We start from the raw sequence: 21,050 nt of genomic DNA, 5'->3' as shown, positions 1-21,050 counted from the left end.
GTTTTTGGTGAGGATTTTTTCAAAAAGCTTCAAAGAACGTCACCTTTAAAAAAGGCGACACCCGAAAACTTCTGTTATTTCTTAACCAAACAGCGCGAGTTGCCGTGCGGGCGGAACAGCGCCGGGCACGCGCAGGCCCGATACGGTCACGCCGAGCAGCCGGATGCCCCGTGGCGGCGGAAAACACGGAGCCAGCAGCGCCAGCGCCCGCCGGGCCAGATCAGCTCCGTCCGCTACCGGCTCCGGCGCCGTGCGCCCGCGCACGATCTGGCGGAAATCGTTGTATTTCACCTTCAGCGTCACGGTTACGCCCGTCAGGCCACGCGCCACGCAGCGCCCCCACACCCGCTCCGACAGGGCCAGCATGTGGTCCCGTGCGGCAGCCCAGTCATGAATATCGGCATCGAAGGTCTGCTCGCCGCCGATGGAGCGGCGCGGGCGATTGACCTCCACGGGGCGGTCATCAAGCCCACGGGCAATACCGTAATAGAAATCAGCCGCCTTGCCAAAATGCCGCAGCAGGCGTGAAAGCGGCTGCGCACGCAGGTCCTGCCCCGTGCGGATGCCCAAAGCGTGCATCCGCGCCGCCGTGGCCGGGCCAATGCCATGAAACTGCTCGACCGGCAGACTCGCCACGAAATCCGGCCCCATGCGCGGTGTAATGACAAACTGGCCATCGGGCTTGCGGTAATCGGAGGCCAGCTTGGCGAGGAATTTATTGTAGGATACGCCTGCCGAGGCGGTCAGCTCCGTCTCGCTGCGGATACGCGCGCGGATGGCCGTGGCGATTGCCGTGGCGGAGGGATAATCCAGCAGGGGCCGGGTTACATCCAGATATGCTTCATCAAGCGAAAGCGGCTGTATGATGGAGGTAAAACAGGCAAAAATGGCGTGAATCTGGGCAGAAACCGCGCGATATACATCAAAACGCGGCGGCACGAACACAAGGTCCGGGCATTTGCGCAGTGCCACGACCGAAGGCATGGCCGAGCGTACCCCGAACCGGCGGGCCTCATAACTCGCAGCGGCAACAACGCCCCGCCGCCCCGCACCGCCTACGGCAAGCGGCCTGCCGCGCAGGGCCGGATCATCGCGCTGCTCGACCGAGGCATAAAAGGCATCCATATCAACATGGATGATGCGCCTATGCCCTGCACTACTCACGGCCCGGACCGCACCGGGGCCATGCCCGCAAGGGACATGACCGGCACGGCGTGACTGCGCGAGATCAGTCGTTGCACTTCTTTTTCTTAAGGAAAAACACGATAACGCCGACAATCGCACCGAAAACCAGGATGCCCTTGAAGCAGGGAGACTTGGAAGGGCACTTGGTTGCACATTCAGACATGATTCATTCCTTGATAAACAGCTCCGCACCAGACAGGAGCGGCACGGCCATACTAGCGCATGCATGCGCCGTGACCAGTGGGCTTTTGGCATGCAGGCGCCCGGTCGGGCCTGACATGCGGCAGCAGGGCAGCCGCATTGCGTTGCCACATCTTTTGTTACAGATGGCGTCGGGCAATGATACCGCCACCAAGACCGGAGAATGAACCATGAAGAAATATGCATTCCTGCCCGCAGCCCTGCTCATGCTGGGCACGGCAGTCGGCGCAGCGCAGGCTGCCCCCTCGGCCGGGCGCGCTGTCAATCGTGATTTCGCCAAGCTGTCGGCCGATGGCAGCCGCGCGTTTGATGATATTGATATGGCCCGCACGGCCCTCGCCAACAACGATACCGCTGGCGCCGTCAAGCTGCTGACCGATGCCAACAACGCCCTGGCCCGCGCCAAGGGCGACAACAAGGTGTTCATGAAGGCCGAAGCCCAGCTGACGCCCCCCAAAAAGGCCCCGGCCGGCGCACCCGCGCCCAAGGCTGCTCCCTCCACCCAGCCGGTGGCCTGGCTGCCGGTTGATGGCGAATACATCGTGACCGAAGACCTTGAACCCACTTCCGCCAAGGGCACGGCGGTGGCTTCGGCCAATACCAGCCTGAACAAGGGCAAGCCCGCGCAGGCCGCGCAGAACCTGCAGGTTGCTGCCGTGGATGTTGACTTCGTGCTGGCAATCGCACCGCTCGATGCCAGCGCCAGCGATGTCTATCGCGCCTCCAACCTGCTTGCGGGTGCAACACCCAACACCAAGGATGCGGACGCCGCCCTGCTTGATGCCCAGAACAGCATCCGCTTCGTGTCCGAAGATATGGTCGGCACGCCTTCGGGCAAGAAAGCCGCCGGGAACTGAGTTCCGGTTGTTTCCGGTCGTTACCATGCCGCGCATGAGGACAGCCCGCCTCCCGATACAGGGCGGGCTGTCCATGCGGCGGGGCATCTGGCTGGCCGTGATCGGACTGAGCCTTGCCCTTGCCGCACACCCGGCCCGGGCGGGTGGCCAGATCGAGCTCTGTCTGGCCCGGCACCCTGTTGAAAACAGCTTTGTGCAGAATGCCGCGGCCCATGGCCCGATTCATGTGCCCGCAGGCACCGCGCTCAATTACGCGGGCCATGCCTTTGGCCCCGCATCGGACCCGCTCGACCGCGCCCATGCGGCCCCTGATGGCGATGGCTGGCGCAACATTCCGCCCGCCGAGGAAACGCGCCGCCGCGATCTGCAGATGGAAGATATTGGCGGGGACAGCCGCTACCACCGCCCGCAGGCAGCCCTCATGACGACCGCAGCCGTAACCCTGTCACCCACTCGCCCCTGCGCGCAGGTGGGCGCCACGGCCCTCCTGTCCGATGACTGGACATGGACGATGGACACCATTCCCGCCCGCCCCGACATGTATTTCCAGGCCTATGGCACGGTGCGGGGCAACCAGCTTGACCCGACCTTCAATAACGATGCCGATCCCTTTCAATGGACAGCCGCACATGGCGCGCTGAATGCCATTGTTACACAAACAGTTGACCAGTCGCTCACGCTCCATTCCCCAGACTGAAAAAACGTTCTTTTCAGTTATATACTATCCGCATCATGATAACGGGCAGGATAAAGGTGACCAGAAACAGGACGATGGTGGTTTGCGTGAACAAGCTGCACAGTCAAGCGCCAGCGCCGATAAGAACTTTTTTTGAAAAATTTATTGTTCTTAGCAAGTTCCTTATTGTAAATAATTATTAAAACTAATATTTTATTTCTGGATAAATTGGTATAAATTACATATTCTTATTTAATGCGTATATGATAATTTCAATGCGAGTATAATAAAAATATAAATTACATTTTACATTAATAAGTATAAAAAATTTAATTCTGTACTGGTAAATATATTGGCTCGCGGCTGATGCCCTCATAAATAGTCTATCTGACCCGCATGAGGGTCAATACCCATGGGTCAGGAAAAAGCTCAGGAATATAGAATGCAGCAATGGGGGGATGGATGTGTCTCCACATAAGATGCATGCTAAAGGTTATTTTAACAGTTCAGCCAGCCGATGAAAAACAATGGAGAACGGGATGGCCCTCTACCAGTCCGCACAGTTTATTGATACGTGGACCGATCCTGAATTCGACAAGCTTCATCCGCCCCGCACCGTCGCTCCCCATTCCGGTATTTACCGTTGTGCCGGCTGCGGCGTGGAAATAGCCGCAAGCGAAGGGCAGCTCCTGCCTGCCATCCATGCCCACCCCCACCGGCTTGGCACGCGTGAGGCCTGGCAGATGGTGGTCTATGCCGACCATCGCCCCAAATTCACCTGAAACGCCAGTAGGAAAACCATCCTGCAATCAAACAGTATTTGGTGACGCCTTTTTCCAGAAGCTCCAAAGAAATGCCGCCTCTTTAAAAAAAAGGCGACACCCGAAAACTTTTATTATTTTATCAACGCAGTATTTGCAGGCAACGCCTCACCACCAGCCGCCGCCCCATGGCCCCCCCCAGCCGCCGCCGCCCCAGCCCCACATGCCCCAGTTCCAGGAGGCATCCTCATACATATCCGCCGTCATCTGCTGCTGGTCAGCCAGATTCTGGGCCTGCACATAGGACATGTAGCGCCCATAGGCAGCCTGATTGCCCACATACAGGCAGTTGCACACCTTGGGGTCGGAATAGATGTAGAGCATGTGGTCTCCAAACGATTTCTGGAGGAACCGGTTGGGGGGAAGTTTCTGCAGCATCAGCTGCCGTTCCGGATTATTGGCGGGGCGCACCACAAAACCTGCCGCGGCAAGGCTGTTTTCCTTATCCACGATCTGGTCATGCACGCTTTCACACGCGGTCAGCCCGGTGGATATGGCAAGCAGCAACGCCCCACCTGCGTAAAGATGCCTCAGCGCTTTCTTGTTTCCCATCGACGTGCCGCCTGTTTCCATCCTGTTAATCAGCGCATCCTGTCTCATCAACGAGACGGAATAAAGATGCGCGGAAAAAAACATATGAATTATTTCAGCCGAGTTTGATCTATCTCATGTTCTGGGTCGGCACGGTAATGCGATAAGAGTCAGGCGATGGGGGCATCGCATATCGAATCATCACTTTAAAACTTTGGCAGGCGCACCTTGCGGGGTGGGCCTGCCATTTTTCTTTGCACGGTCATTTAACGATGACGGGCTGGTTCCGGTTGCAGCTACTCAGGGCTGACGGGCATCACGCCAACGTTATCTGAGACATCGGGGCCCCCAAAGGTGCCGGAGCCAGGGCCGGCGCCTCGTCGCGCAGCACATAGCCCTGCCCCCACACGGTGGCAATGAGCTGCCCCGCGCCCGCAACCTGCAATTTCTTGCGCAGCTTGCAGATAAACACATCGATAATCTTCATTTCCGGCTCATCCATCCCGCCATACAGATGGTTGAGGAAGGCATCCTTGGTCAGGACCATGCCCTTGCGCAGCAGGAGCAGCTCCAGAATCATGTATTCCTTGCCGGTCAGATGCACGCAGTGGCCCTGCACGCTCACCGCGCGGCTATCAAGGCACAGCTCAAGCGGCCCCGCGCGCAGGGTCGGCTCGCTATACCCCTTGGAGCGGCGGATGACCGCCTGCATCCGCGCTGTCAGTTCCATCGATTCGTAGGGGCGGGTCACGTAATCATCCGCCCCGGTGGAGAAGGCTTTCACCTTGGTGGCGGCCTCGCGTTCTTCTGACAGAACCATTACCGGGGTGGGCACCCTCGCAGCCCGGCTGACCCGAATAACCTCGAATCCATCGAGATCTTTCAGCCGGACTTCCATGACCGCAAGGTCATAATTATAGGATTTTAGCATTCCCAGTCCATCATGTCCTGTATCAACATGATCTACTGTAAATCCGGCCCTCTCCATATGCCGGGTGGTCTCTTCGGCTTTCCGGGCATTGGGCTCTACAAGCAAAATCCGCATATCGACCATCCAGTAGATATTTTGACTATATATACCTATAGGTGCGCCAGACGTATTAAACAACCTAAAGTTGTTTATATATTACCATTCTTTCATAGGAATAATAAATATAATGAGACTTATTTTATTAATGAATTATTAACACGCTATCCTATTCCGCCCGCACCATGGTTCAACGGGCCAGCCCCCGCGCCATAGCCGGGCGCGGCAGCAATGGCGCGCAGCACATAGGCCCGCGCCCGGGTCACCGCATCAGGCAGGCTCATGCCCTGTCCCAGCCCCGTGGCAATGGCGCTGGCCAGGGTGCAGCCGGTGCCATGCGTATGGCGGGTGTGAATGCGCCGGCTCACGAATTCCTGTATCGTACCATCGGTCTGCACCAGCACGTCAAGCAGTTCATCGCCTTCCATATGACCACCCTTGAGCAGCACCGCGCGCGGCCCGAGTTCCAGCAGGGCGCGGGCTGCGGGCACCATGTCCGCGCGCCCGGCAATGGCACGGCCAAGCAGGGCCTCGGCTTCGGGAATATTGGGGGTCAGCACGGTGGCGAGCGGCAGCAGCCGCGCCCTGAGGGTGGCCAGCGCGCTATCCTGCAACAGCGCAGCCCCCCCTTTCGCCACCATGACCGGGTCGAGCACGTAGGGAGTATCGGCAGTGGTGATCAGCACATCAGCAATCGCTTCGATCACCTCCGGGCGGTCCAGCATGCCACTCTTGAACGCATCAACGCCCAGATCATCCATCACGCAGCGCATCTGGGCCACGATAAAGGCCGGGGAAACCGGCATGACCGCCTGCACGCCCAGCGTATTCTGCGCGGTCAGCGCGGTGATGGCGGTCATGGCGAAGCCGCCAAGCACGGTTACGGTCTTGATATCGGCCTGAATGCCTGCTCCACCACCGCTATCGCTGCCCGCCATGATGAGGATGCGCCCGTGCATGGCTCAGCCAGCCATCTGGATGGCGGTGATCGCCTCGCACATGTCATCGACCACCGCATTGACCAGCGCCTCGTCCTCGGCTTCCGCCATGACGCGCACCAGCGGTTCGGTACCGCTTTCACGCAATACGAGTCGCCCGCGCGCGCCCAGCCGCTTTTCCGCCGCCTTGCGTGCTTCGTGCACCTGCGGGTCATGCAGCGGGCTGCGGCCGGCAAAGCGCACATTGCGCAGCAGTTGCGGGTAAGGCCGAAACATGCGGCACACCTCGCTGGCGGGGCGACCGGACTCCACCACTTCGGCCAGCACCTGCAGGGCTGCCACCAGCCCGTCGCCCGTGGTGGCGAAATCAGACAGCACCATATGGCCTGACTGCTCGCCCCCGATATTGGCGCCAAGCTCGCGCATCTTTTCCACCACGTAGCGATCACCCACCGCCGTGCGCACCAGTTCCAGCCCCTGCGTCTCGAGATAGCGCTCAAGCCCCATGTTGGACATGACGGTGGCGACGATATGCCGCCCCGACAGCCGCCCCTGCCGCGCCCATGAGTGCGAGATCAGTGCCAGGATCTGGTCGCCATCGATCAGGCGGCCCTTTTCATCGGAAATCAGCACGCGGTCGGCATCGCCATCGAGCGCAATGCCGATATCGGCCCGGTGGCGCTGCACCGCAGCACACAGGGCTTCAGGCCGGGTGGAGCCGCAGCCTTCATTGATGTTGATGCCATCGGGGTCGCAGCCAATGCGCACCACTTCAGCGCCCAGTTCCCACAATGCCGTGGGGGCGACGCGATAGGCCGCCCCGTTGGCGCAGTCGATCACGATGCGCAGCCCGTCAAGCCGCAGGCGACGGGGGAAGGAGGACTTCGCACTTTCCACGTAGCGGCCCGCCGCGTCATTCAGGCGCGAGGCCCGGCCGATCTGGTCTGGGGCGGCGAGCATGTGGGTCAGATCCTCGCCCATCGCAGCCTCGATGTCCGCTTCCGTCTCGTCGGAAAGCTTGAACCCGTCGGGGCCGAACAGCTTGATGCCGTTATCGCCATACGGATTGTGCGAGGCCGAGATCATGACGCCCAGATCGGCGCGCAGGGAGCGGGTGAGCATGGCAATGGCAGGCGTTGGCATCGGCCCCACCAGCGTCACATCCATCCCTGCGGAAAGAAAGCCCGACACCAGCGCGCATTCGATCATGTAACCCGACAGACGCGTATCCTTGCCCAGCAGCACGCTGTGACGGTGCGTGCCCTGTATGAAGCGCAGGCCCGCAGCCTGACCCAGCTTCTGCGCGACTTCCACCGTCATGGGAAAGCGGTTGGCCATGCCCCGAATTCCATCAGTGCCGAACAGCTTTCTTGTTTTTACCATGACTGGAGATCTCCGCATACGTTCTGGTCGGACATCGACCTACCTTACCTGTTAGTGCTGATCCAGCCCCTGCTGCACCCGCATGGCCTGGATCATGGCTGTGGCATTGTGAACCCGGAGCACCACGCCGGGAAAGACCATTCCCGGCAGGCTGGCCGCAATCGTGCCTGAATCGCGTGCTGCCGCATCGGGTTCGTGGGCAAGTTCGCCAATCATGCGCTTGCGCGACGTGCCCAGCACCACCCGGCACCCCAGATTGGCCAGCAGCGGCAGGCGGGCCAGCAGGATCAGGTTGCCTTCGAGCGTCTTGGCAAAGCCGATGCCGGGATCAACCAGTATGCGGGTGCGCGCAATGCCCGCCGCTACTGCCTCCTCCACCCGCTGGCCGAGTTCACGCACCACATCCACCGCCACATCGCTGTAGGTCGTGTGCGCGCGCATCGTTTCAGGCGTGCCACGCATGTGCATGAGCATGACCGGGCAGCCATGCCGCGCCACGACCGCGCGGGCAGCGGGGTCATGCGTCAGCGCCGAGACATCATTGATGAGCGTGGCCCCGGCACGCAGCGCCTGGTCCATGACCGCGGCCTGCCGCGTATCAACCGAGAGATGCAGGCCATCAAGCGCGGAACAGGCCCGCACGGCACGGATGACCGGGCCAATACGCCCCCATTCCGCCTCGGCGGATACGGCGGGCGCGCCAGGGCGGGTGCTCTCGCCGCCAATATCCACCATCCGGCATCCGGCGGCATGCAGCATCTTTATGCGTGCCAGCGCCGTCTCCACGCGGTCATGCTGGCCACCATCACTGAAACTGTCCGGGGTGACGTTGATGATGCCCATGACCTGCGGGCCCGGTGGCAGCCCCGCATCAGGCGCGGGCGCGCTGATGCGCCGGGCTGCTCCCTCCCATGCAGGAGGCAGGGCCGCAACCGGCAGGATCGTATCCTCCTGCCCCGGTCCGGTCAGACGGGCAAGCGCATAGGCCTGCGGGCCGCCCGAAAACCAGCGCGCCACGCCCTGCGCTACGGCCTGCCGGGCCGCTTTGCCATGCAGCAGGGCCAGTGGCTCAATCAGCTTCTGGTTGGAAAAATGCCCCACGAAAGACGTACCCGATCATGAAAATGTTTTGGTGATTCTTGCTGGAAAAAAGTAGCACCGAGAAACTTTAATTATCTCTTTTCCACGTGCCCATCATTTTATGTCCGCTGGCATGGGCCGGATACAAACATGGCAGAACAGCTAAAGCTGCCCCGCCATGTCTATATTAACGGAGTGCTTGAAAAGCCTGCCAGCTTAAAGCTTCAAAAAGAATGCCGCCTTTTCGAAAAAAGGCGGCACCCAAAACTCTTACTGTTTTCTCTCGCAGCGTTCCTAGCCAGCCGGGGCAGTACCTACCCCGCCACCGCCTTCCGGCGTGGGCAGCGGTGCCACGGGGGCGGAAGGGGCCGAAGGCGGCACGGACGGACGGCGGTTCTCCGGCATCGGGTCATCCACCACCACGCGCTCGATCTTCTCGCCCCGCAGCACCTGACGGATTTCCTCGCCGGTCAGGGTTTCGTATTCCAGCAGAGCGGCGCCAAGGCGGTGAAGCTGATCAATATGCTCAAGCAGCAGGCTGCGGGCGCGCTCATAAGCGGCATCGATCAGCTTGCGCACTTCGTTATCGATCTCGCGCGCCGTTTCCTCCGACACGTTCTTGTTCTGGGTCACGCTATGGCCCAGGAACACTTCCTGCCCGTTGCCGCCATAGGCCACCATGCCCAGCTTTTCGCTCATGCCCCATTCGGTCACCATGCGGCGGGCCACGTCGGTCGCCATCTTGATGTCGCCCGAGGCACCGGTCGAGACATTGTCCGCCCCGAAGATGATTTCCTCCGCCGCGCGGCCACCCATGGCCAGCGTCAGCTTGCCGATGCACCATGAGCGGCTTTCGGAATAGCGGTCCTTCTCCGGCAGGCTCATCACCATGCCCAGCGCCCGGCCACGAGGAATGATGGTGGCCTTGTGCACCGGGTCGGAACCCGGCGTGAGAATGCCCACCAGCGCATGCCCGCCTTCGTGGTAGGCGGTCATTTTCTTCTCGTCCTCGCTCATGACAAGGGAGCGGCGCTCGGCACCCATCATCACCTTGTCCTTGGCGTTCTCGAACTCGAGCATCGCCACCGTGCGCTTGCCAAGGCGGGCGGCCATGAGGGCGGCCTCATTGACCAGGTTGGCCAGATCGGCACCCGAGAAGCCGGGCGTGCCACGGGCAATGACCTTGGGGTCCACATCGGAAGCCAGCGGCACCTTGCGCATATGCACGCGCAGGATCTTCTCGCGGCCTGCCACATCGGGGTTGGGCACCACCACCTGACGGTCAAAACGGCCGGGGCGCAGCAGGGCGGGGTCAAGCACGTCGGGGCGGTTGGTGGCCGCAATCAGGATCACGCCCTCATTGCTGTCAAAGCCATCCATCTCGACAAGCATCTGGTTGAGCGTCTGCTCGCGCTCGTCATTGCCGCCGCCAAGGCCCGCGCCACGATGGCGGCCCACGGCATCGATTTCGTCAATGAAGATGATGCAGGGTGCAGCCTTCTTGCCCTGCTCGAACATATCACGCACGCGCGATGCGCCCACACCCACGAACATTTCAACAAAGTCGGAACCCGAGATGGTGAAGAACGGCACGTTCGCCTCGCCCGCAATGGCGCGGGCGAGCAGCGTCTTACCTGTGCCGGGAGGGCCTACGAGCAGCACGCCCTTGGGGATCTTGCCGCCAAGGCGGGTGAACTTCTGCGGGTCGCGCAGGAAGTCGACGATCTCCTGCAGTTCGCCCTTGGCTTCATCAATGCCCGCCACGTCATCAAAGGTCACGCGGCCCTGCTTTTCGGTCAGCATGCGGGCACGTGACTTGCCAAAGCCCATGGCCCGACCACCGCCCGACTGCATCTGGCGCATGATGAATATCCACGCCCCCACCATGAGCAGCAGCGGTGCATAATTGATAAGGTAGCGCAGGATGGGGTTGGTATCCGCCTCGAGCGGCTTGGCCACGACCTCCACGCCCTTTTCCGTCAGACGGGAAATCAGGGTGGGGTCCTGCGGGGTGTAGGTATCGAACGAGGTACCATCCGTCAGCGTGCCGGTGATGTTGTGCTCCTGCACCACGACAGAGCGAACGTGCCCGCTGTTCACGTCTCCGATGAAATCGGAATACGCCAACTGCTGCGATGCATGCTGCACGCTTCCCGGCTGGAAGACATTAAACAGCAGCAGCAGCAGGACGATGATGATAACCCACAGGAGCAAGTTCCGGCCGAAATTGTTCATCTTGTCCACTGTTCCATCCGCTGGCCCCATCGCCCTTGCCCCACAGTGGGCAGGCGAACAGATGCCACGTTCACTACGTCCTAACATACATAGGACGATCAGGGGATATTCACACCCCCACCCACCAACCTTTTATGCCAGCCTGCCCGCCTCGCCGCGTTCGGTGCTGCCAAATACAGCGCAGTCGATTACGGGATGGGGGGGCTGGTTCATGAAAACCGCATGGGCGGCAGCCTGCTCGTGCGCGCGCAGGCCCATATGGGGCACGGCCTTGACCTGCCCATCATGCCATAGCGCGGGCAGCGTGCGCAACAGCCGCGCGGGCCAGCATGACCGCCGCCTGCCATGCGGCCACCACGCCGCCACCGGCCCCGCCGCGCCCACGCGCCAGCCCGGTGGCAGAGGGGACGCGTGAAGGATGAAACGCCGGTCCCATATGGCCCCTGCCGTGGCAGCCATGGAGGGAGCAAGACCCGCTTCCTCACGGGCCACGAGCCACTGCCCGTCATGCCATGGAATAAGGGCGACCCCGGCCAGCGTGGCCGCCCGGGGCCGGGCCGCAAGCGCTGCCACCGCCTCGCGCGCCGGGGCATAATCCCGTCCTCCCACTACGCGGATCAGGGCTGACAGCAGTCGTGCCGGCGCAAGGTCCGGGGGCAGCACCACCCAGCCACCGGGGTGAAAGCGGGCATGGGCGGCCAGCCAGCGTGCATCATGCGTATCGCGTGCATGACGGGCCCGCCCGGCCCGCAGGGCATCGGCCAGCAGTGTACCTGCCACAGAGGAATCCGTCGCCAGCGCCTGCCGCGCCCGGGCGCGGGCGGTACGCAGGTCGGCGTTGGAAGGGTCTTCCACCCATTGCGCGCCTGCTGCCCGCACCGTGGCATAAAGGGCGGCCTTGCCCACGCCGAGCAGGGGGCGAACAAGGCGCACATCCGCCATATCCGTCGCCACCGCCATGGCGGCCAGCCCGTCATCCCCGCTTGCGGCCTGCTGGCGCATGAGCACGGTTTCCGCCTGATCGCCCGCATGGTGGGCCACCAGCAGGTCAAGCGCGCCAAGGTCGCGGCAGGCAGCGAACAGTGCCTGATAGCGCATGCGCCGGGCACGTTCGGCCATGCGGGGGCCACGCGCCAGCCCCTCAAGCACCAGCAGGCGGGCCGGTATGCCAAGACGGGTCAGGCGGGCCACCGTCTGATCGGCTTCCTGCCGCGACTCGGCACGCAGCCCATGGTCCACCACCAGCCCCGCCACGTCCTGCCGCCAGCCCCGTGCCAGAATGGCCAGCGCCATGCTGTCTGCCCCGCCCGATACCGCAACACAGACAGGCGTGCCCGGCCCCGGCCATGGGCCAAGCGCAGCCATACGGGCAGCAAAACGGGCCGGACTGACCGGTTCGGAAGGCTGCATGCGCCCTACACCCCTGCGGGCGATCAGCTACATTTGGCGCGCTTGCGGTAGACCAGTTCGGCCGCCTTGATGCGCGGTGCGGGCGTGGGGAATTCACTGGAAAGCTTGTCCAGCGCCTGACAGGCGGAGGCCTTGTCGTTCAGCGCCACCAGTGTGGCCGCAACGCCAAGCAGGGCGCTTGGCGCGCGCTGTCCGTGCGGCGCGCGGTTATAGGTATCGTAATAGGCAAGGGCAGACTGGCGATACTGCTTCTGCCCCGCCAGGGACTGCGCCATCAGATACTGCGCGTCGATCTGTTTGGGGGATTTGGGGCCGGAGAGCACCTGCTGCGCATCGGCCTGCGCCGTGGCGTAATCATGCTGCAGCAGCGCGTCATTGCCCGCCTTGAGCACATCATCGGGGCTGCGCTTGGCGGTGGCCGTGGCAGGAGCTGCGGCAGGAGTCATGCCACTTGCCGCCGTTACCGGGGCCGGAACCGCCGGAGCGGCATGCCAGTGCTGCTGCATGGCGAAATTCATGTCATCGATCTGCTTGCTCATGGCGGCATTCTGCTGCTGCACCTGATTAGTCAGCTGATCGATCTGCCCGCGCATCTCGCGCGTCTGTTCTTCAAGCGTGTTGACGCGGTCAAGCAACTGCAGGGTCAGGTTGCCGCTGTCACCCGCCGCGTGTGCGCTACCAAGGCAGGCCAGCGATACGCCACCTGCCAGCATGCCAGCCCGCCCCCACCATGACAGTCGGCCACGAACCGAAAGGAAACACGACATAACAGACTGCATGGACCATACCCTTCAAGCAATACTACGCACGTCTACCTAAAACAAAACCGGCCGAGCGATAAGCGCCCGGCCGGTTCCATACTGCCACATTCCGTAGAAGTGCTGGCAGAAACTTACTGCACCGCCGTGATGGCGTTACGGTTCTGGGCCCAGGAAGCCTCGTCATCGCCAACGGCGGTCGGGCGGTCCTTGCCATAGGAGATGGTGGTGATGCGTGATGCATCGACACCCTTGGCCACCAGGTAGTCATGCGCCGCGTTGGCACGACGCTCGCCCAGCGCGATGTTGTATTCTTCGGTGCCGCGATCATCGCAGTTACCGGCGATCTGCACATGCACCTGCGGGTACTTGGCGAGCCATGCAGCCTGCTTGTCGAGCGTTGCCTTCGCATCGCTGGACAGCGTGTTCTGGTTCAGCGCGAACAGAACGCGGTCACCTGCAGTCGCGACCAGATCGGCCTCGCTGCCGGGAACGGGGCCAACCTGCTGCTGCATGGCAGCGCCGGTGTTCGCGTTCTTGTTCGCATGGTCAGAACAGGCGGCAAGGAAGAGAGCCAGACCGGCTGCACCAAAAAGCTTCAGTTTCATTACTTTGGATCCTGGATCGGTTTCTTGTTTCGAAACCATTTGTTGAATTTCCGGATTTAAATATAGAACGGTCCCGAGTCTCGTTGCGCCCTGCCAAACAAATTGTAAAACAGAAACTCGCGATCGCTGGAAACCGCCACAAGCATAGCTGTCAAATCCGGTTTCAGTCAACGCGGAACAAACACATATCCGCCATTTGCCAAATGAGGAGGTTCTGGCAGTGTGTTTGTCCAACGTATTGAAAAGAATTACTTATTCAGGCCAGACCATGCCGGATCAGACGCGCTGCCCGCAGGCAGGGCACGTTCATGGAAGCCGGTTATGTCAATTGTATTGATACCTGTTGCAAATCCGGCACCATTTGCTCCGGCCGAGCTCTGGCGGCAGAACGCCAGCACGCGCCCGTTGGGGCAGAAAGTCGGGCTTTCCACCGTAAAGCCCTCGGTCAGGATTCGCTCGCCAGTGCCATCGGGCGCCATAACCCCGAGCGAGAAGCTGCCATTGGCAATGCGCGAGAACGCGATCAGGTCACCACGCGGCGACCATACAGGCGAGCCGTAGCGCCCGTGGCCGTAGGAAATCCGCTTCGCCTCGCCGCCCGAGGCACTCATGACATAGAGCTGCTGCGAGCCGCCACGGTCGGAGTTGAACACGATCTGCGAGCCATCAGGGCTGTAGGACGGGCTGGTGTCGATCGCCCCGGACGAGGTGATCTGCCGACGCGCCATGGTGGCAAGATCGACCACGAAGATGTCTGACCCGCTGCCGCGCGTGACCGACAGGATGACCGACTGCCCGTTGGGGGCAAAGCGCGGTGCAAATGAAATACCCGTAAAGTCACCAAGCAGGCGCTGCTGCCCGGTATTGAGGTTGAACAGGTAAACACGCGGCCTGTAGTTGGCATATGACATGAATGCCAGTTCACTATTGGCCGGGTTGAAGCGCGGCGTGAGCGTCAGCCACTGCCCGTTGGTCAGGTAGCGGCTGTCCGCCCCATCCTGGTCCATGATGGCAAGCCGCGTGATCTGGCGCGCACGCGGGCCGGAGCGGGCGATGTAGGCGATGCGGGAGTTGAAGTAACCCTGCTCGCCAAGCAGGCGGCTGTAGATCACATCGGCAATGACATGCGCAATGCGGCGCCAGTCCTGGCTGGCCGCCGTATAGGCCGTGCCCTGCAACTGCTTGCCGGTCAGCACATCCCACAGGCGGAACTCGACACGCAGGCTGCTGCCCTGCTCCACCACCTTGCCGGTCATGACCGCGCGCGCGCCCATCGACTTGTAGGTGGCGAAATCGGGCGTGCCCTGTGGCATGCTGGCGCTGATGGGGCGGAACAGGCCGCAATTGCCCAGATCGGCCGAGATCACATCCGTGATCTGCTGGGCCACGCCACTGCCAAGCGAGGGCAGGACAATGGGAATAGGGGCGGTACGCGCCTGATCAACCGTAATTTCGGCCGCGCCCGCATCCTGTGCATGAGCGGACCCTGCTGCGAATAGCGGCGTGGCCATAAGCCCCCCCGCAACACCCGCGCCCATGAACCCACGCCGGCTGAAGGCCGATGCCAGCCGTGCGGCATCATCATCCGGGATCAATGGCTTTACGCTTGACATCATTTTCCTCTCCTCGTCTTCGTCCGCTTTGTATCAGGGACGGAATACGAATTTCAGTTGCCGGGTCTGGCCCAGCAGGTTCTGTGGAATGGGCAGCTTGGCACAGGTCGGGCTGAGCACCGCATCACGCGCGCGTTCGGCCAGCGCGCGGTACGACGGGTCGGCCGCCATCTGCGCCTGTGTCTGCGGCGCGAATTCCACAAGCCGTGCCGTGCCGGTGCCATCCACGGTCACGACCAGATGCGCCACAAACTGGGCATAATTACGTGCCGCCGTATCTTCCGAGTAGCAGCGCCGCACGGAATTGCCGATGGCCTTCTGCTCGGTGGCGGTCATGGAACTGGTTATGTCGCCATCAGGCGAGCCACCACCATCGGGCGCGCCGCCCTGCTGCGGGTTGGGCCGGGCCTTGGGCGGATGGGTCTGCTTCTGGTCCGCGCGGAAGGTATCGAGCGTTGCCAGCAGCGAGTGCGTATCGGGCACATGCTTCTTGGCCTCGTTGGGCTGCGTGGTGCGTGACTGCTCCTGCACCTTGGGTGCCGCCGTCGGGTCAGGCTGCGCCGAAGGCGGCACGGGTGCATGCGCCTGCGCGGGGGCCGCCTTGGGCGGCGTGGGCGGCAGCGGCACCGCATCGGGCGACGGTGTCTGCTCACGCGGCGGGGTTGGCGCATCAGGCACGGGTTTTGACACCTGCTGCGGCGGCGGCATGGGCGGTGGCGGCGGCGGGGGTGGCGCTGCCTCCTCGTTGGGCTCCTTTTCGGGTGGCGTGGGCGAAGGCGGGGCCTCCTGCTTTACCGGAGCGGGCGCAGGCGCGGGCTTTGGGGCTGGCTTGTCGCCCTTATGGGGGGTTGAGGTGCCCGTATCGGCTGCGAATTCCATCTCGATGGTGGGCGGTGGCGGCGGCTCTTTGGGCACTGGTACCGGCAGCTTGAGCAGCACGGCCACCAGCAGGGCAAAATGAAGCCCGCCCGAAACCAGGATGGAACGCCGCATGAGGATGCGTTCGGAACGACGCGGTGGGACCACGATCAGACGGCTCCTGGTATCAGATTCTGTTTAGTGACCGGGTGGCTGCTGGGCCAGCAGGGCCACATGCGTAAAGCCGCCCGCGGTGATCTGCCCCATGATCTGCATGACACGGCCATAATCGATATGCTGGTCGCCGCGCACGAAAATACGGTGCTCGCTGTCATTCTGCGCAGCCGCCCTGAGCTGGTCCACCAGCTGGTCCTGCGACACGGGTTCATCGCCCAGATACAGGTCGCCATTGGAGCGGATCGACACCGTGATGGGCTTGGTGTCGGTATTGACCGGGGCCGCATCCGTCTTGGGCAGGTCCACGTTCACGCCGCTGGTCATCATGGGGGCTGTCACCATGAAGATGATGAGCAGCACCAGCATCACGTCCACCAGGGGCGTGACGTTGATTTCGGCCATGGGGCGCCGCTTGCGCCGCCGCCCCCGCAGGTCGCCCAGGCTTGCCCCCATGTTACGCGCCCCTTTCTTCCGACTGGCGCGACAGGATGGCGGCGAACTCGGTGCCGAACGCATCCAGCCGGTCCTCGAACACACCCATGCTGTTGCTGACCACGTTATAGGCGATCACGGCGGGAATGGCCGTAACCAGACCGATGGCGGTGGCGAACAGTGCCTCGGAAATACCGGGGGCCACGACAGAGAGATTGGTGTTGTGCATGGCCGCGATCGAGCCGAACGCGTGCATGATGCCCCACACCGTGCCAAACAGACCGATGAAGGGCGCCACCGGCCCGATGGTCGCGAGGAAGATGATCCAGCGGTTCAGCCGGTCCATCTCGCGCGTAATCGTAATGGCCATGGCGCGGTTGACGCGGTCCTGCACGCCACCATGCACCAGATCGATACCCGAAATGCGCGATGAACGCCGCCATTCGCCCATGGCTGCGCCAAAGACGGCGGCCATCGGGTGCACGGGCTTGGCGCCGTCGGATTCGTACAGATCCTCAAGGCTGCCTCCAGCCCAGAAGCGCTCCTCGAAATCGTTGGCCTGCCGGTTGACCCGGCGGATGGTGGTGAATTTATCAAAAATGATGGCCCAGACAATCACACTGCTGGTCACCAGCCCGATCATGACGAGCTTGACCACGATCGAGGCGTGCATGAACAGCGCCCACATCGAAAGATCACCCGCTGCAGCACCCAGATTCGCTGCATTAACCGCTTGGTCCAAATACGCCTCCTGCCCACCTTGGCCGTTCGCTCAAACACGAAGATTGCCCGTTTGGCAAGCCACGGCCAACCTGCTTTCCGCACAGCCCTGCACCACGGTCAACCCATGACACAAAAAGAACACACGCCTTGCATGGCTTTGTCACGTTCAGCCGATCAGCCCGCGCAACAGATCACGCCATAACGGCGGAAATCGGGCCGCGCGCCCATCGGCTGCCCGCACGCAGGCCAGCCGCACATCCAGCGTGCCACAATCAAGTTTTTCAGCCGCGCCCGCCCGATGAAAGGTCTGGAGCAGCCTGCAGCTCGCGGCGCCGAGTTCCGTCAGGCGAGTCGTAACGCACACGATGTCATCAAGCCGCAGGGGCGCACGGTAGTCCATGGCGGCATGGCGCACCACGAAGGCCAGGCCGAAATCCCCCAGCAGGTCGGCGGCCGAGTGGCCCTGCGCGCGGATGGCCTCGGTGCGGGCGCGCTCGCCAAAGGCGAGGTAGCGGGCGTGATAGACCACGCCGCCCGCATCCGTATCCTCGTAATAGATGCGGAAATCGATACTATGCTGAACCATCAGTCCCCCTCCCCGAGCAGGTCGCCCTGGCCGGGCACGCGGGCGGGGGGCTGCAGGCCAAGATGCCGCCAGCCCCGCTCGCCCAGCATGCGGCCGCGGCTGGTGCGTAGCACAAGCCCTTCCTGAATCAGGTAAGGCTCGATCACGTCTTCGAGCGTGTCACGTGCCTCGGCCAGGGCTGCTGCCAGCGTCTCGACCCCCACCGGGCCGCCATGATGGTATTCGGCAATGCGGCGCAGGTAGCGCCGGTCCATGCCATCAAGCCCCATCGAATCGACCTCCAGGCGGGACAGCGCCGCATCGGCCAGCGCGCGGTCAACCGGGCCGCGCCCCGCCCGCGCCACGGCGGCGAAGTCACGCACCCGGCGCAGCAGGCGGCCCGCGATGCGCGGCGTGCCGCGCGAGCGGCGGGCAATTTCCTCCGCTCCCTCCGGTGTGAGGTCGAACTCGAGCTTGCGCGCCCCGCGCGCCACGATCTGGCATAGCTCCTCGGGCGTGTAGAACACCAGCCGCAGCGGAATGCCAAAGCGGTCACGCAACGGCGTTGCCAGCAACCCGGCCCGCGTGGTGGCGGCAACCAGCGTGAACGGCGAGAGGTCGATGCGCACGGAACGCGCAGCCGGCCCCTCGCCAATGATCAGGTCAAGCTGGAAATCCTCCATCGCCGGGTACAGCACTTCCTCGATGGAAGGGTGCAGGCGATGGATTTCATCAATGAACAGCACGTCTCGCGGCTGGAGATTGGTCAGGATGGCGGCCAGATCGCCCGCGCGCTGGATGACCGGCCCCGACGTGGCGCGAAAGCCCACGCCGAGTTCGCGCGCCACGATCTGCGCCAGCGTGGTCTTGCCCAGGCCCGGCGGGCCGTGCAGCAGCACATGGTCCAGCGCATCACCACGCTGGCGGGCAGCGGCGATGAAAATGGCAAGGTTCTCGCGGCTGGCCTTCTGCCCGGTGAAGTCATCGAGCGTCTGTGGCCGCAGGCTGCCTTCGTTGCCGTCTTCCTCCGCCCGGCGGGCGTCGATCTCGCGCTCGGGGTGCTCACTCATCGGGCCAGTTCCTTCAGCGCGTCACGGATCACGACATCAAGGTTCACATCACCCTCGAAGCGGTCGATCACGCGCTCGACCACAGGCTGCGCCTCCGCCCGCCTGAAGCCAAGGCCGGACAGCGCCAGCACGGCATCCGCCGCAATGCTGCGTGGCGTGGGCACCGTAATGGTCACACCCGGAACGCCACCGCCTGCGGGCGCGCCGGTGGGCATGCCCTCGCACTTGTCGCGCAGTTCGGTCACGATGCGCTGGGCCAGCCGCGCCCCCACGCCCCCCGCGCGGGTGAGCATGGTCTTGTCGCCACTGCCGATGGCCATCATCAGTTCGGCTGGCGGCAGCACCGACAGGATGGCCAGCGCCACCTTGGCCCCAACGCCCTGCACGGTGGTGAGCAGGCGGAACCATGAACGCTCCGATGCCTCGGCAAAGCCATAGAGCAGGATCGCATCCTCGCGCACCACGGTCTCGACCAGCACAAGGGCGAGTTCCGGCGGCTGCGGCAGGGCGGCCAGCGTGCGGCTCGAGGCCTGCACGAGGTAGCCCACGCCGCTGACATCAATCACGCAGCGATCGGCCTCGACCTGCGCGAGCAGGCCGCGCAACTGCGCGATCATGCCATCCTCGTGGCATTGGCGATGTGGGCGGCACTTGCGCGATGATGCGCATGGCAGATGGCCACCGCCAGCGCATCCGCCGCATCGGCGCGCCTGAGCAGGGCAGTAGGCAGGATACGGCGGACCATCATGCTGACCTGCTCCTTGGTGGCGGCACCCGTGCCCACCACCGCGCGCTTGACCGTCTTGGCGCCATATTCGGCTACGGGAATGTCGAGCAGCATGGGCACCAGCAGCCCCACGCCACGGGCATAGCCCAGCTTGAGCGTGGCAGCACCGTTGCGGTTGACATAGGTTTCTTCCACCGCAGCTTCATCGGGGGCGAAGTTGCGGGCCAGCTCCAGCAGCGCATCATGCAGGTGGCGCAGCCGCTCGGGCACGCCCAGCGCCGCATCGGTGGCGATCACGCCATCGGCCACATGACTCAGCCGGTTGCCCTGCGCCGTAATCACCCCCCAGCCCGTAAAGCGCAGGCCGGGGTCGATGCCCAGGATGCGGACCACAGGCCGGGTCAGGCCGAGAGCTTTTCGGCCACGTCGTCCGGCACGTCGAAATTGGCGTACACGGCCTGCACGTCGTCATGGTCTTCAAGCGTGTCGATCAGCTTGAATACGCTGCGCGCCTTGTCCTCATCGAGTTCGACAGTGTTGGACGGCCGCCAGTCCAGCTTGGCGGAGGCGGGCTCGCCAAAGCGGGTTTCAAGCGCGTCACGCACGGCGAAGAAGGATTCGACCGGGCAGGTCACTTCATGCATGCCGTCCACGGTCTCGACATTCTCGGCCCCGGCTTCAAGACCCGCCTCGATCAGGTCGTCCTCGCTCGCGGCATCGAGCGGGTAGGCGATCACGCCCAGGCGGGTGAACATGAAGGAGACCGAATTCGTCTCTCCCAGCGAGCCGCCATGCTTGGAAAACGCGGCCCGCACGTCAGATGCCGTGCGGTTGCGGTTATCGGTCAGCCCTTCCACGATCACGGCAACGCCTGCCGGGCCGTAACCTTCGTAGCGGACCTCGGTGTAGTCATCGCCGCCGCCTGCACCGCTGGCCTTCTTGATTGCGCGCTCGACCGTATCCTTGGGCATGTTGACCTCACGCGCGGCCGAGATGGCGGCACGCAGGCGCGGGTTCATGGCCGGGTCGGGCATGCCTTCGCGCGTGGCCACGGTAATTTCACGGATGACCTTGGCAAACTGCTTGGCGCGCTTGGCGTCCTGTGCGCCCTTGCGGTGCATGATGTTCTTGAATTGGGAATGACCTGCCATCGTTCGTCCCTGATCGTGCTGTTC

22 protein-coding genes are annotated in these 21,050 nt (G+C 62.9%); 3 read left to right on the top strand and 19 right to left on the bottom strand.

The window, feature by feature from the left end:
- Positions 1-81: 81 nt before the first annotated feature.
- Complete coding sequence (gene dinB / locus FMA36_RS08260) at positions 82-1,125, bottom strand: DNA polymerase IV (RefSeq protein WP_240906534.1); 1,044 nt, start codon at positions 1,123-1,125, stop codon at positions 82-84.
- Positions 1,126-1,556: 431 nt separating this feature from the next.
- Between dinB and FMA36_RS08255 the strand changes: the two genes are divergently transcribed.
- The 3 genes from FMA36_RS08255 (at position 1,557) to FMA36_RS08245 (ending at position 3,701) form a co-directional block, all read left to right on the top strand.
- Positions 1,557-2,243 (top strand): YfdX family protein, encoded by a 687-nt coding sequence (locus tag FMA36_RS08255; RefSeq protein WP_159261942.1) that lies wholly within the window; start codon positions 1,557-1,559, stop codon positions 2,241-2,243.
- Positions 2,244-2,316: 73 nt separating this feature from the next.
- On the top strand, positions 2,317-2,940 hold the full coding sequence (locus tag FMA36_RS08250) for a hypothetical protein (RefSeq protein WP_159263763.1): 624 nt from the start codon (positions 2,317-2,319) through the stop codon (positions 2,938-2,940).
- A 518-nt stretch (positions 2,941-3,458) separates the two neighbouring features.
- Positions 3,459-3,701, top strand: coding sequence for a hypothetical protein (locus FMA36_RS08245; protein ID WP_206065233.1), 243 nt, complete (start codon positions 3,459-3,461; stop codon positions 3,699-3,701).
- A 147-nt stretch (positions 3,702-3,848) separates the two neighbouring features.
- Here FMA36_RS08245 and FMA36_RS08240 read toward each other — a convergent pair whose 3' ends face one another.
- The 18 genes from FMA36_RS08240 to FMA36_RS08155 form a co-directional block, all read right to left on the bottom strand.
- Positions 3,849-4,292: a hypothetical protein gene (locus FMA36_RS08240; protein ID WP_240906532.1), complete on the bottom strand. Its 444-nt coding sequence runs from the start codon at positions 4,290-4,292 to the stop codon at positions 3,849-3,851.
- Between the two features lie 295 nt (positions 4,293-4,587).
- Complete coding sequence (locus FMA36_RS08235; protein WP_159261941.1) at positions 4,588-5,316, bottom strand: response regulator transcription factor; 729 nt, start codon at positions 5,314-5,316, stop codon at positions 4,588-4,590.
- A 146-nt stretch (positions 5,317-5,462) separates the two neighbouring features.
- Positions 5,463-6,257, bottom strand: a complete 795-nt coding sequence (thiD, locus tag FMA36_RS08230) for a bifunctional hydroxymethylpyrimidine kinase/phosphomethylpyrimidine kinase (RefSeq protein ID WP_159261940.1) — start codon at positions 6,255-6,257, stop codon at positions 5,463-5,465.
- Between the two features lie 3 nt (positions 6,258-6,260).
- Positions 6,261-7,619 carry a phosphoglucosamine mutase gene (gene glmM, locus FMA36_RS08225; protein WP_159261939.1) on the bottom strand — a complete coding sequence of 453 codons (1,359 nt, stop codon included), beginning with the start codon at positions 7,617-7,619 and terminating at the stop codon, positions 6,261-6,263.
- A 51-nt stretch (positions 7,620-7,670) separates the two neighbouring features.
- A complete protein-coding gene (gene folP, locus FMA36_RS08220) occupies positions 7,671-8,720 on the bottom strand; it encodes a dihydropteroate synthase (RefSeq protein ID WP_159261938.1) in 1,050 nt (349 codons plus the stop codon).
- Positions 8,721-8,993: 273 nt separating this feature from the next.
- Positions 8,994-10,934 (bottom strand): ATP-dependent zinc metalloprotease FtsH, encoded by a 1,941-nt coding sequence (gene ftsH / locus FMA36_RS08215; protein ID WP_159261937.1) that lies wholly within the window; start codon positions 10,932-10,934, stop codon positions 8,994-8,996.
- A gap of 132 nt (positions 10,935-11,066) precedes the next feature.
- Entirely contained in the window at positions 11,067-12,344 is a 1,278-nt protein-coding gene (gene tilS / locus FMA36_RS08210; protein WP_159261936.1) for a tRNA lysidine(34) synthetase TilS, read from the bottom strand.
- A gap of 23 nt (positions 12,345-12,367) precedes the next feature.
- Complete coding sequence (locus tag FMA36_RS08205; protein WP_159261935.1) at positions 12,368-13,123, bottom strand: tol-pal system YbgF family protein; 756 nt, start codon at positions 13,121-13,123, stop codon at positions 12,368-12,370.
- Positions 13,124-13,236: 113 nt separating this feature from the next.
- The gene (pal, locus tag FMA36_RS08200; RefSeq protein WP_159261934.1) at positions 13,237-13,710 is read right to left on the bottom strand and encodes a peptidoglycan-associated lipoprotein Pal; all 474 of its coding nucleotides are present in this window, start codon (positions 13,708-13,710) and stop codon (positions 13,237-13,239) included.
- Positions 13,711-13,958: 248 nt separating this feature from the next.
- Positions 13,959-15,326 carry a Tol-Pal system beta propeller repeat protein TolB gene (gene tolB, locus FMA36_RS08195; protein ID WP_159261933.1) on the bottom strand — a complete coding sequence of 456 codons (1,368 nt, stop codon included), beginning with the start codon at positions 15,324-15,326 and terminating at the stop codon, positions 13,959-13,961.
- A 30-nt stretch (positions 15,327-15,356) separates the two neighbouring features.
- Complete coding sequence (locus tag FMA36_RS08190) at positions 15,357-16,349, bottom strand: energy transducer TonB (RefSeq protein WP_159261932.1); 993 nt, start codon at positions 16,347-16,349, stop codon at positions 15,357-15,359.
- Positions 16,350-16,379: 30 nt separating this feature from the next.
- Positions 16,380-16,811 carry a protein TolR gene (gene tolR, locus FMA36_RS08185; RefSeq protein ID WP_078524994.1) on the bottom strand — a complete coding sequence of 144 codons (432 nt, stop codon included), beginning with the start codon at positions 16,809-16,811 and terminating at the stop codon, positions 16,380-16,382.
- A gap of 1 nt (position 16,812) precedes the next feature.
- On the bottom strand, positions 16,813-17,478 hold the full coding sequence (gene tolQ, locus FMA36_RS08180) for a protein TolQ (protein WP_159263761.1): 666 nt from the start codon (positions 17,476-17,478) through the stop codon (positions 16,813-16,815).
- Between the two features lie 201 nt (positions 17,479-17,679).
- Complete coding sequence (locus tag FMA36_RS08175) at positions 17,680-18,099, bottom strand: YbgC/FadM family acyl-CoA thioesterase (protein ID WP_159261931.1); 420 nt, start codon at positions 18,097-18,099, stop codon at positions 17,680-17,682.
- Positions 18,099-19,148: a Holliday junction branch migration DNA helicase RuvB gene (gene ruvB, locus FMA36_RS08170; protein WP_159261930.1), complete on the bottom strand. Its 1,050-nt coding sequence runs from the start codon at positions 19,146-19,148 to the stop codon at positions 18,099-18,101. The genes FMA36_RS08175 and ruvB overlap by 1 nt, the downstream gene beginning before the upstream one ends.
- The gene (gene ruvA / locus FMA36_RS08165) at positions 19,145-19,765 is read right to left on the bottom strand and encodes a Holliday junction branch migration protein RuvA (protein ID WP_159261929.1); all 621 of its coding nucleotides are present in this window, start codon (positions 19,763-19,765) and stop codon (positions 19,145-19,147) included. The genes ruvB and ruvA overlap by 4 nt, the downstream gene beginning before the upstream one ends.
- Complete coding sequence (gene ruvC, locus FMA36_RS08160) at positions 19,762-20,268, bottom strand: crossover junction endodeoxyribonuclease RuvC (protein ID WP_159261928.1); 507 nt, start codon at positions 20,266-20,268, stop codon at positions 19,762-19,764. Before ruvC ends, ruvA begins: the two co-directional genes overlap by 4 nt.
- 8 nt (positions 20,269-20,276) lie before the next feature.
- Positions 20,277-21,026, bottom strand: coding sequence for a YebC/PmpR family DNA-binding transcriptional regulator (locus tag FMA36_RS08155; protein ID WP_159261927.1), 750 nt, complete (start codon positions 21,024-21,026; stop codon positions 20,277-20,279).
- Positions 21,027-21,050 lie beyond the last annotated feature (24 nt).

It is taken from the genome of Komagataeibacter xylinus (assembly GCF_009834365.1).
Taxonomy (GTDB): domain Bacteria; phylum Pseudomonadota; class Alphaproteobacteria; order Acetobacterales; family Acetobacteraceae; genus Komagataeibacter; species Komagataeibacter xylinus_D.
The sequence above is the reverse complement of the archived record's forward strand: the minus strand, read 5'-3'. Positions and strand labels throughout refer to the sequence as shown.